This window comes from Lachnoclostridium sp. An196 (assembly GCF_002160135.1).
GTDB lineage: Bacteria > Bacillota > Clostridia > Lachnospirales > Lachnospiraceae > Hominiventricola > Hominiventricola avistercoris.
In genome coordinates this window covers 56,066-66,686 of record NZ_NFJZ01000014.1, presented here as the reverse complement: position 1 = coordinate 66,686, position 10,621 = coordinate 56,066, and the positions used below count along the sequence as shown (strand labels likewise).

Sequence of the window (10,621 nt, the reverse complement as noted above, 5' to 3'; positions counted from 1 at the left end):
AAAAACCTGGCCTCTCGGCATCGGGGCGGATCTATTGCATGAACTGATCAATGGTGGATCACTTATGTGTACTGGTGGATCTCAAAAGCGTATCGATGGCCCTCATAGCGTGAAATATTCATGCCGTCGCAACCACGCTTCCAAATGCGGAAGCAGCAGTGTCCATAATGGTGGTTCCCAATTGATTCAACCATTCATTCAAATTGTCTTTCAGTTCAAGAAAATCAATATCAATTTGGGACAGCTGTTCTCCGAATGGGATTTTAGAATAGTCAGCCGTGCTTTCAAATGCCACCAGTTGATCCAGACCATTCGTCAAGGATGATATGACAATAGATACTGCATCGATCAATTCGGGAATAACAAGAAAAGCAACACCGACAAAGACCCCTATCACCAAAATAAATGAAAGCAGGATCGCAAGCGGGCGGCGCATTTTCGTTTTCCTAGATGTCGGATGTTTGGGGAACAGATGTCTTTCAATAACCCCCAACGGAACATTCAGAAACAACGCCAAAATCAATCCAATTAAAAGTGGGTTCAGCAGGTCTTTCAACCACATCACGGCATCAGCTACATGACTAATATGTCGGATGCCAAGATAAATCAAAATGCAGGCTGTAAACGTTCCGATAATCCACTTTGATAATTTTTTGTGTGTTTCAATATCTTCAAACATTCAAGACCCTCCTTACATTAGTGGTGCAAATAGCCGCAGTATATCCTGGAGCAGATGCACTACGATATTTGTTTTGCAATCCTTTTCTGTCACCTGTTGGCATATCTCCAGCGTTTGCAGAAAATCCTCCTTGACTTCCATAACAGCTTTGGCCTCATAGAGCAGAGCACCACATTCATAGTGCAGATATAAGCTGCGAAAATCCAAATTTGTTGTCCCGACTGTTGCAGTACGGTCATCGGACACAAAGGTTTTGGAGTGGATGAAACCATTGGTATATTCGTAGATTTTAACGCCTGATTTTATCAGCTCTCGGTAATACGAGCGTGTGGTCATGTGTACCCACCATTTATCCCAGCGGTGGGGTGTGATGATGCGTATATCTACACCACTTTTTGCCGCAAGACGCAAAGCGGAAAGCATACTATCATCGACAATCAGATATGGGGTGTTGATATACACGTACTTCTTTGCATTGTTTAAGATATGCAGGTAAACGTGTTCGCCCACATTTTCTTCATCCATTGGACTGTCAGCGTATGGCTGAACAAACCCCTTTGCAGTAACAGGGCACTCTTGTTCTTTCCATGGGTAGAAGATTTCGTAGTCCTCGTCTGTATGGGTACAAATTTCCCACGTCTGTAAAAAAATTAGTGTGAAACTCCATGCGGCTTTGCCTTTCAGCATGATCGCTGCATCTTTCCAGTGTCCGTGTTTCTCAATGGCGTTGATGTATTCATCTGCCAGATTGATACCTCCGGTAAAAGCCACCTTTCCATCAATGACCGCTATTTTTCGGTGATCTCTGTTATTTTGCTTTACGGTCAGAACAGGTCGGAAGGGATTGAATACGGCGCACTGGATACCGTGTTTTTTTAGCTGCTTTGCGTAGTCTTTCGGAAGAGTGAGAAAGCAACCCATATCGTCATAAATCAGTCGCACAGTTACGCCTTGCGTGGTTTTTCGCTTCAAAACTTCCAAGATGCTGTTCCACATAACGCCTTCCTGCACGATGAAATATTCCAGAAATATGTACTTCTCGGCTTTTTCAAGTTCCGCCAAAAGTGTTTCCAGCTTTCGTTCACCCGGTGTAAGGTAATGTGTTTCTGTATCTGCATATATTGGAAACCCCGTGTATTCCTGCAAGTAATGAATTTGAGGGTAATATTCAGGCAGTTGTTTTGTTGCGCTTTCATAGCAAATGCCGGGGAGTGCATAGAGTGGTTTTGCCTTTTGTTGTGTATGGAGGACACTTTTTGCAAAGCGCCATTTCGAGGATTGTGCATTAGACAAAAGATACATCAGTCCACCAAACAACGGGAAGGTTAGGATCAGGATCGCCCATGCAGTTTTGTAGGCGCCTTTGTCTTTCTGGGAAACGATATAAAGCACCGCAATGATACTGACGATTGTCAGTAGGCGACTGAAATTTCGGGAAAGCTGACTTCCCCCAAGTACAAGGCATATAAGAAAATATACCTGTAAAAGTAGCAGGAGTATCGTCAACATCCTTCTACGGAATAAGACACGGAGCCAACGCTGGCGCATAATGATTCCCCCCCTTCAAACTCAAATCTACGGATTCTTTTTCCGCTGTTCGCAAAATTCCCAAAACTCTTTTGCAATGCGCTCGTAGGTGCTTTTTCCTACGAGATAGCTCATACAGTGGTCAGCGCCCGGAACAATCAGCAGACGCTTTTCTGATGTACAGGCTTTATAGTTTTCGTATGTCATTTCAACTGGAACAAAGTGGTCATCTGTTCCGTGGACAAAAAGAACAGGAATTTGGCAGTGCTTCAACGCTTCTGTAGTTGAGGCAGCATCAGCATCCATTTGGATGCGCTTTTTGCACATCCTATCGGCACCTGTTTTATGCAGAGCATAAGGAATATGCAGATTGCTTTCGGAGACATGTTTCCAAATTGCATGGAGCGAAGTAAATGCACTGTCCGCTGCGATTCCAAATACATTATCCGGCAGTTCCAGTTCGGACGCCATTAGCACAGAGGTTGCACCCATGGATACCCCGGCAAGATAGATGGGAATGCTTTTTCCTGTTTTCTCGTTTATCCAATTTGTCCATGCCAGGCAATCGTAGCGTTCCAGCAAACCTAAACTCATATGGTCGCCGCCGCTATTATTTTGTCCCCGCTGCTCTGCGTAGAGTACAGAACAATGATTATTGCGCCAGAAATCTGCGATTAGACCAAAATCATGTGACCAGGAGGAACGCCACCCGTGCATGGCAACTATAGTTCTTTTCGGTTCTTCGCAGGGACACCAATGCCCAATCAATGAAATTCCGTCGTGAGCAGTGATTTCCACCACGTCACAGCCGCTTTTTTCGAGCTGACCAGCTGCCTTTTTTACAATTTCAGTGGTTTCTATCATTTCAGGTGAACCGGACACACGCATTTTTCCGTTGCTTCTGTCCTGCGGCGCAACCCGATCCATGGCGAGCTGCATCATCTTTTTGGTTAGAAGATGATGCCAAAGCACACAAATCGCACTACCGGCAGCACCTATTATCAATCCTTTTTTCAATGAATCCTTCATAGCACGTCCTTTCATAACGTGGGTATAACTTACTCTTTGTCATTGGCAGTTTTCTTACTTAATTTTCTGCGATATGCGTAATATAACAGAATCGACATTGAGGCTTTTTCATAACCAAACTTGCCGAAGCACTGGAACGCCGCATTGAGAATGGTCAATCTCTTTTCTTCGGTCAGGGCCAAAAATTTGTTCAATTCATTTCCTTCTTCTTACACAATAACCGTTTCGGTTATTCAGAGTATAGCACCAATAACCGAATCGGTCAAGTGTTAATGCAGCAAGTGTATTGATGCGCTTTTTGCAAGCGTCATCTGCGCTCATGTCTGGATAAAAGAACTGATCCACCGATATATCGAACATTGTCACCATCTGATAAAAAGTGTTCAAGCTCGGATGCTGACCGTCGTTTTCGTTATATATGATGGTGCGGGGATCACGGTCAATGATAAGGGCCAGTTGATCCTGTGTCATCCCGCTGGTTTCTCTTTTGCGCTTTATCTCGCACCCTATATCGTGGAAATCAAATTTGCGCTCATCGCGTTCAAATTTCATAGACATCACCCAATGTAATTTTATATTTCAGGTAGTAGTATTTGAACGAATTACATTTTCGTGCAACTGCTGACTTGAACACACCGGTACTTTCGAGACTAATCTTCGTTGGTCTAACAGTATAAAAAGAAAACTTTTGAATCATACTCCAAAATACTTGACCGTTTCGGTTATTGGTGCTATACTCTAAATAACCGAAACGGTTATTGTGTAAAAAGGAGGAAATGAATTGGACAAATTTTTGGCCCTGACCGAAGAAAAGAGATTGACCATTCTCAATGCGGCGCTCCAGTGCTTCGGCAAGTTTGGTTATGAAAAAGCCTCAATCAATGATATTGCGGTAGCCGCACACATTTCCAAAGCGTCTGTGTTTCAGTATTTCGGCAGTAAAAAGCAGCTCTACATTTACCTGCTGGAATACTGCAAGAAAATCATAGAGGGACTATTTGATAAGGAAGCCCTCGATTCCGAAACAGATTTGTTCGACAGGATTCTGGCATCCAGCTGCATGAAAATGGAGGGGCTCCAAAATCAGCCTTTTATCTTGCAGTTTATTACCAGTGCCTGGGAGGAAAATTCTCCCGAGGTGACGGATACGCTGGCGATCCTGACGGAGGAGACCGGCAGATTCCGAAACGATCTTGTTCTGCGGGAAGAGGATGCTTTGAAATTCAAAGACCCAGAGGATGCCCAGCCGGTCTTTCAGATGCTGCTTCTGATGGCCGAGGGCTATGCGGCCGGGTACCGGGGGGCGGCGGCTTTCGATTTTCAGGCTGTCATGGAGGATTTTGAGAAGAACATCGCAATTCTGCGGAAAAATTTTTATAAGGAGGAGTATTTGAAATGAGTGAACAAGCGATTGTCTTGAATGAATTGACCAAGCACTATGGGAAGCATCGAGGAATCAATAACCTCAGTTTCTCTGTCAACCAGGGAGAGTTTTTCGGCTTTATCGGCCCCAACGGTGCGGGTAAGTCCACCACGATCCGCACCCTAATGGGGCTGATCCGTCCCACCGGAGGCAGCGCATCTATCTTCGATTTGGACTGTCACTCCAAGGCCAGCGTCATCGCCAGGGATGTGGGCTATCTGCCCAGCGAGAACAGCTATTACGAAAACATGAAAGTCCGTGAACTTTTGCAGTACACCGCCGATCTGTACGGCATGGACTGCAAGACAAAGATGAAGGAGCTTGCCGACAGGCTCAATCTGGATTTGTCCCGCAAGATTGCAGACCTTTCTCTGGGCAACAAGAAAAAGGTGGGTATCGTGTCTGCCATTATGACTTCGCCCAAACTGATTATTATGGACGAGCCCACCAGCGGATTAGACCCACTGATCCAGCAGGCTTTCTATGATATTCTGAAGGAGGAAAACAGCCGGGGCGCTACCGTGTTTTTTTCCTCCCATGTGCTGAGTGAGGTGCAGAAACTGTGTGACCGGGTGGCCATTCTGAAAGAGGGACAGCTTATTGGCATACAGTCCATCAAAGAACTGCGTGAGAGCGGCTATAAGAAAGTCTCTCTGAGCGCAAAGGAGGCTATCCCTCGCGATTTCTTTGATTTGTCCGGCATTGCGAACTATGCGGAGACTGCGGATAAGACCTCTGTTTCCTTTATGTATAACGGAAATATCACGGCGATTATTGACAAGCTTCACCTGCTGCATTTGGACGATGTGCTTTTGGAAGAGCCCTCTTTGGAGGAAATCTTCATGCACTACTATGCGTAAGGAGGTGTCGGGCATGGTCATTTTGAAATATGAACTGAAAAGGCACCGCAAATATATTTTGGGTTGGGCCATCGCCTTGGCTCTGTGTGTTTTTGTGATGACGCCTACCTATTACAGCTTTATGGATGTTTCCACCGGAGACCTCTATGAAACGCTGGGTACGAGTGATTTTTACAAAGGCGTTGGTGTGTCCATGGAATATCTGACCTCACCGTTGGGCATTTATGCGTTTCTTACCAGCTTTTTTATGATTGCGTCCGGTATTTTCGGGATGCACTTCGGTATCGCCATTCACACCAAGGAGTGCTCGGAGCGAACCTCTGAATATCTGTTTACAAAACCCCATACCCGAAAAACGATTTACTGGGCAAAGGCGTTCACGGTTTTTTTCGGCGTAGTGGTCGTGAGCATGGTATATCTTCTCGCCTCTTTTTTGGCGCTGGCCCTGTTCCGCTCCGGCATTGACTGGGGAGAGTTCTTTCTGATTGCTCTTTCCCTCATGCTGGTCACGCTGTTCCTTGCAGCTATGGGGCTTTTGGTTGGAATTCTATTTTCACGCAATCGAAGCCCACTTTTGACTGCCGGGTTAATTGTCTTTGTCGAGTACTGCGTCACCAGCTTCTCCAACATTGTCAGCAACCGTGCCATTAGTTTTCTGTCCCCGTACTCGTTCTTTAGTGCGGCTGAGATTTCCAAATCTGGCTTTTATGAGTTGGATTACTTGGGATGGTGTGTACTGCTGTTTGCCCTGTTTTTGGTGCTGTCTTATCGTGTCTTTTTGAAAAAAGACATCCAGTTCCGCTCATGAGGGGGTGCAAAGATGAAAACATTGGTGAAAAACGAATTCCGCCAAACCAGAAAGACCCTGCTGATCTGGCTGGGGATCATGTTACTGCTGTGCGGATTCTGCTATTTTGAACTTTTATCCTTGAAGGACAGTCTGGATGAGATGGCCCGGACAGTCGGCCAATTTCCTCGCTTGATCATGATCATGTTCGGTGTGAAAGGGGATCTCACGACTGCCCTTGGTTGGTACGCGTGTATCTATTTTTGGGAGGGGCTGTTGGCCTTTGCCTATGCAATCTCTCTGGGCCTGTCCTGTGTGGCGAGGGAAAAGAAATTTGGAACATCCGAATACCTGTTCACAAAGCCTGTGGAGCGGAAAACCATTGTTCTGGCGAAGGTGATCGTTTCAGCAGTGAACCTGCTGGTGTTCGCCCTGTTCAGCGGCGTGTGCAATTATTTCACGATCGTTCTTCCTTTGGGCGGTCTGGATCAGCCGGGAGCGGTGCTTTCCACAACGATGGGAATGTTCTTTACCCAGCTTCTCTTTTTTGCCTTGGGTCTGCTGTTTGCCAGCCTTTTCAAATCTTATAAGGCCGCGGTACGCGCCGGTACGGTTTTCGTATTGGCCGCCTATGTGTTGGCCTTTACTGCCGAGTACACAGGGAATCGTTTCTTGGATTATCTGACCCCTCTGCGGTACTATGATGTGTATGAAGTAGCACTAAATGGCGTCTATCTTTCCTACATCGTCTTAACAGTACTCATTGTGGGCGCGTGTGTAATGGTTTCTACAAGGCGGTGGAAACTGCGTGAGTTGTAAATGTAATTGTCCATAGATATTCTATTATCTGATGAAAAACAAAGAATGAAAAAAAACGAATGGCTATTATGCCCCAACTGCAACAAGAAAACGAGAATTAAAATCTGTGATAATACAGTACTTGAAAATTTTCCGCTATACTGTCCGAAGTGCAAACGGGAAATAATAATCAGCGTAAAACAATTCAATACCACAGTTATCACAGAGCCAGACGCATAGACGCAGAGCCGATAACCCGTTAGCCTTGTGCTGCGGATTATCGGCTCTTTTTGCTTTTAAGATAGAAAAGGAGACAAAACCATGAGTAATTCTATTAAAGACAGCGCACAGGCTTTCGCCGTCAATCAAGTGCTGAAATATGTTGACAGCAATCCGCAGGAAGCATTCCCCAAGTTGTTAGATTGGGCGGATAAGTTCGATAAGGATAACCTCTATCTCACACAGCGCCAGCAAATCCGTAAGGTGATGGAGCAGCCTGACAGCAACTGGATGCGCCTGATCAACAGCCTTTGGACGGACATTGATTCTGAAGTCCGCAAAGTGTTCTTCCGCAATTTTATTGTCAATGCATCTCTCTTAGGCAGCCGCAAGCAGGTGGCTAATCGTGAAAAGTACGGCTGCAATATCCCCTGGGCAATCCTGATGGACCCCACTTCCGCCTGCAACCTTCATTGCACCGGCTGTTGGGCGGCAGAATACGGTAATAAGCTGAATCTGAGCTATGAGGAACTGGATGACATCATCAATCAGGCCAATGAACTGGGAACCTATATGTTCCTCTACACCGGCGGTGAACCTATGGTACGCAAGAACGATCTGCTCCGCCTGTGTGAAGCGCATCCTGACTGCGTATTCTCTGCCTTTACCAACGGTACCCTTATCGATGAGAAGTTTGCCGATGAGATGCTGCGGGTGAAGAACTTCTACCCGGCCATCAGCATTGAAGGCTTCGAGGAAGCTACTGATTTCCGCCGTGGCAAGGGTACTTATCAGGCTACTATGCGGGCGATGAAGATTCTGAAAGAAAAGAAGCTGCCTTTCGGCGTATCTGGGTGCTATACCAGCAAGAACATCGACTCCATCAGCTCGGATGAGTTCTTCGATCATCTGGTGGAGTGCGGTGCGAAGTTCGCATGGTTCTTCCACTATATGCCTGTGGGCAACGATTCCGCTGTGGAGCTGCTCCCGTCTCCTGACCAGCGTGAAAAGATGTATAACCGCATCTGCGAATACCGTAGCACAAAGCCTATTTTCACAATTGACTTTCAGAATGATGCGAAATTTGTAAACGGCTGTATTGCTGGTGGCCGCAACTATCTGCATATCAATGCCAATGGTGACATTGAGCCTTGCGCTTTTATCCATTACTCTGACTCCAACATCCGTGAAAAGACCCTGCTGGAAGCATATCAGTCTCCGCTGTTTATGGCCTATCACGACGGTCAGCCCTTTAATGATAATATGTTCCAGCCGTGTCCTATGCTGGAAAATCCTGAATGTCTGCGTAGCATGGTAAAGAAATCCGGTGCCCATTCTACCGAGTATCAGTCCCCGGAAAGTGTTGACCATCTGTGTGATAAGACTACACTTTATGCAGAAACCTGGAAGCCGAAGGCCGATGAGCTGTGGGCTGCTTGTCAGGGCTGTAGTGGGTGTAAGAAGTGATGGACGGCTATCAAATTTTCACAGATGCCACCTCAGATCTCGCACCGGAGTTAACCGCAGGTCTGCCATCTGTTGAAATGATTCCTATGAATGTTGAGATCGGCGGAACAGAATACTCATATGGTTCCCCGGAAGGAATCACAGCCAAGGAGTTCTACCGCTTGCAAAGAGCTGGGAATTTTGCAACGACCTCACAAATCAACCCAACGATTTATTTTAAGCATTTTGAACCCTGTCTGCGACAGGGAACCGATATTCTGTATCTCTGTTTTTCCTCTGGTCTGTCAGGTACATATCAGTCTGCGTTTTTAGCGGTTGAAGAACTACAGCAGGAATATCCGGAAAGAAGAATCATCTGCATTGATACGCTTGCTGCCGCAGTGGGTGAAGGGTTTTTAGTCAGAGAAGCTGCGAAAAAGCAGAGGGAAGGACTGTCTATTGATGAATTGGCTTCTTGGGTCATGGAACACCGATTAGAGGTATGTCATTGGTTTACGGTTGATACCTTTACCCATTTGAAACATGGCGGGCGGGTTTCAGGTGCCGCAGCCGCAATGGGAACGGCTTTGCAGATCAAACCGTTGCTTCATGTGGACAGCGAAGGAAAGCTGCAAGCAGTGGAAAAACCTCGTGGAAGAAAAAAGGCTGTTACCACTCAGATTGCCCGAATGGAACAGGGCTGGAAACCTGAACTTGGTAAATCGATTCTGATAGGTCATGCCGATGACCCTGAAGCAGCAGATATGCTGAAAGAAAGGTTGTTGGAACAATTCCCGGATTCTGAGATTTGTATTGCTTATATTGGCCCTATCATCGGAGCACACACCGGTCCCGGCGCACTGGCATTGATTTACTGGGGAAATAATCGATGACGGAGGATTTGTAGATACGCAAAAAAGCATTCTCCATCATAGAAAAATATAGTTTTGTTTAGAGCTGCCGGGTAACTTATGCTCGGCAGCTTTGAACTGTCTGCTAGAAGTAGTAGGAGGTGAACATATGGTTCCGCATGTATTGGGCGTAGGATACGCCTATAATGAATATGAGGTTACTGCTGGCCGATGGAAAGAATTTGAAATTGAATTTGACTATGCTGATAATATTAAACAAGCGGCCGCAATGCTGTCTTTTAAAGAATATATATGCGTAGCTATTTGCTCTGATGTGATTCCACAAGACGATTTGGATATCTTGAGACAAAAACGTGCGGTACCAATTATTGTTGTGCCACCTTCATATTCGGAGGAACAGCGGTATGCATGTGTCCATTTTGGTGCTGCTCAATATTTACATACCTATAATCATCCTATGGTAGAAATGTTTTCAGAGAAAAATAGTATGAGAAATTGTTTGAAAATACCAAAAGATAAAAGAAGACCGCTAACAATCATCACTGTGAAAGACTTGTCTTTCTGCTTAGAGTACAGGTCTGTAGAGATAGCTGGGGTATGCATTGATTTGACCGAAAAAGAGTTTGATATTCTTGCGCTGCTAATTATGAATCAACGGCAAGTCTATACTTATGAAATGATAATGGATTCTGTTTGGCATGATGATTTTTCGTTTTATTCACGCAATGCGATTTCAAGCCATATAAGTAATTTACGGAAAAAGTTAAAAAGTTCGGAAACTGCATCAGAACATATTAAAAGCATTCGAGGAATAGGCTACAAATTCGAAGTATAGGTATTTCTTGTGCAAATCTTGTATAAATCTAAAGTAAATCTTGCTTTCTGTTCTATACCATAGCTCTCAATAATGGCGAGCAGCTGTTAATTGAGTAATGGTTCAATGAAAACGCGGCTTGCTGAATAGCTGCCGCTTTATACTGC

Annotated in this window: 13 protein-coding genes; 8 read left to right on the top strand and 5 right to left on the bottom strand. The window is 45.4% G+C overall.

Going from position 1 to position 10,621, the window contains the following annotated elements:
- Positions 1 to 118: 118 nt before the first annotated feature.
- The 5 genes from B5F29_RS14525 to B5F29_RS16350 are packed head-to-tail and all read right to left on the bottom strand — an operon-like array spanning position 119 to position 3,787.
- Positions 119 to 679, bottom strand: a complete 561-nt coding sequence (locus B5F29_RS14525; RefSeq protein ID WP_242955687.1) for an AI-2E family transporter — start codon at positions 677 to 679, stop codon at positions 119 to 121.
- 12 nt (positions 680 to 691) lie between these two features.
- Entirely contained in the window at positions 692 to 2,227 is a 1,536-nt protein-coding gene (gene cls / locus B5F29_RS14520) for a cardiolipin synthase (RefSeq protein WP_002587439.1), read from the bottom strand.
- Positions 2,228 to 2,254: 27 nt separating this feature from the next.
- Entirely contained in the window at positions 2,255 to 3,235 is a 981-nt protein-coding gene (locus B5F29_RS14515) for an alpha/beta hydrolase (RefSeq protein ID WP_002587440.1), read from the bottom strand.
- A 29-nt stretch (positions 3,236 to 3,264) separates the two neighbouring features.
- Entirely contained in the window at positions 3,265 to 3,429 is a 165-nt protein-coding gene (locus B5F29_RS16585) for a hypothetical protein (protein WP_002587441.1), read from the bottom strand.
- A gap of 1 nt (position 3,430) precedes the next feature.
- A complete protein-coding gene (locus B5F29_RS16350; protein WP_002587442.1) occupies positions 3,431 to 3,787 on the bottom strand; it encodes a helix-turn-helix transcriptional regulator in 357 nt (118 codons plus the stop codon).
- Positions 3,788 to 4,016: 229 nt separating this feature from the next.
- On the opposite strand from B5F29_RS16350, the gene B5F29_RS14500 reads away from it, so the two are divergent.
- From B5F29_RS14500 to B5F29_RS14465, 8 genes are all read left to right on the top strand, one after another.
- Positions 4,017 to 4,634 carry a TetR/AcrR family transcriptional regulator gene (locus tag B5F29_RS14500; protein ID WP_087155326.1) on the top strand — a complete coding sequence of 206 codons (618 nt, stop codon included), beginning with the start codon at positions 4,017 to 4,019 and terminating at the stop codon, positions 4,632 to 4,634.
- Positions 4,631 to 5,518, top strand: a complete 888-nt coding sequence (locus B5F29_RS14495) for an ABC transporter ATP-binding protein (RefSeq protein ID WP_002587444.1) — start codon at positions 4,631 to 4,633, stop codon at positions 5,516 to 5,518. The genes B5F29_RS14500 and B5F29_RS14495 overlap by 4 nt, the downstream gene beginning before the upstream one ends.
- Before the next feature lie 13 nt (positions 5,519 to 5,531).
- Positions 5,532 to 6,326, top strand: a complete 795-nt coding sequence (locus B5F29_RS14490; protein WP_002587445.1) for an ABC transporter permease subunit — start codon at positions 5,532 to 5,534, stop codon at positions 6,324 to 6,326.
- Positions 6,327 to 6,338: 12 nt separating this feature from the next.
- Entirely contained in the window at positions 6,339 to 7,124 is a 786-nt protein-coding gene (locus B5F29_RS14485; RefSeq protein WP_002587446.1) for an ABC transporter permease subunit, read from the top strand.
- A gap of 45 nt (positions 7,125 to 7,169) precedes the next feature.
- Positions 7,170 to 7,343 carry a cysteine-rich KTR domain-containing protein gene (locus B5F29_RS14480; protein WP_073993866.1) on the top strand — a complete coding sequence of 58 codons (174 nt, stop codon included), beginning with the start codon at positions 7,170 to 7,172 and terminating at the stop codon, positions 7,341 to 7,343.
- A gap of 81 nt (positions 7,344 to 7,424) precedes the next feature.
- Positions 7,425 to 8,789 carry a radical SAM protein gene (locus B5F29_RS14475; protein WP_002587447.1) on the top strand — a complete coding sequence of 455 codons (1,365 nt, stop codon included), beginning with the start codon at positions 7,425 to 7,427 and terminating at the stop codon, positions 8,787 to 8,789.
- On the top strand, positions 8,789 to 9,661 hold the full coding sequence (locus B5F29_RS14470) for a DegV family protein (RefSeq protein WP_002587448.1): 873 nt from the start codon (positions 8,789 to 8,791) through the stop codon (positions 9,659 to 9,661). The genes B5F29_RS14475 and B5F29_RS14470 overlap by 1 nt, the downstream gene beginning before the upstream one ends.
- Before the next feature lie 127 nt (positions 9,662 to 9,788).
- The gene (locus tag B5F29_RS14465) at positions 9,789 to 10,475 is read left to right on the top strand and encodes a winged helix-turn-helix domain-containing protein (protein WP_016147206.1); all 687 of its coding nucleotides are present in this window, start codon (positions 9,789 to 9,791) and stop codon (positions 10,473 to 10,475) included.
- Positions 10,476 to 10,621 lie beyond the last annotated feature (146 nt).

Excerpts from the sequence above, each read along its gene's own strand:
- B5F29_RS14475 (WP_002587447.1), top strand. The coding sequence starts at position 7,425 with ATGAGTAATTCTATTAAAGACAGCGCACAGGCTTTCGCCGTCAATCAA.
- B5F29_RS16350 (WP_002587442.1), bottom strand. The coding sequence starts at position 3,787 with ATGAAATTTGAACGCGATGAGCGCAAATTTGATTTCCACGATATAGGG.
- B5F29_RS14525 (WP_242955687.1), bottom strand. The coding sequence starts at position 679 with ATGTTTGAAGATATTGAAACACACAAAAAATTATCAAAGTGGATTATC.
- B5F29_RS14465 (WP_016147206.1), top strand. The coding sequence starts at position 9,789 with ATGGTTCCGCATGTATTGGGCGTAGGATACGCCTATAATGAATATGAG.
- B5F29_RS14470 (WP_002587448.1), top strand. The coding sequence starts at position 8,789 with ATGGACGGCTATCAAATTTTCACAGATGCCACCTCAGATCTCGCACCG.
- B5F29_RS14490 (WP_002587445.1), top strand. The coding sequence starts at position 5,532 with ATGGTCATTTTGAAATATGAACTGAAAAGGCACCGCAAATATATTTTG.
- B5F29_RS14515 (WP_002587440.1), bottom strand. The coding sequence starts at position 3,235 with ATGAAGGATTCATTGAAAAAAGGATTGATAATAGGTGCTGCCGGTAGT.
- B5F29_RS14480 (WP_073993866.1), top strand. The coding sequence starts at position 7,170 with ATGAAAAAAAACGAATGGCTATTATGCCCCAACTGCAACAAGAAAACG.
- B5F29_RS14495 (WP_002587444.1), top strand. The coding sequence starts at position 4,631 with ATGAGTGAACAAGCGATTGTCTTGAATGAATTGACCAAGCACTATGGG.
- cls (WP_002587439.1), bottom strand. The coding sequence starts at position 2,227 with ATGCGCCAGCGTTGGCTCCGTGTCTTATTCCGTAGAAGGATGTTGACG.
- B5F29_RS14485 (WP_002587446.1), top strand. The coding sequence starts at position 6,339 with ATGAAAACATTGGTGAAAAACGAATTCCGCCAAACCAGAAAGACCCTG.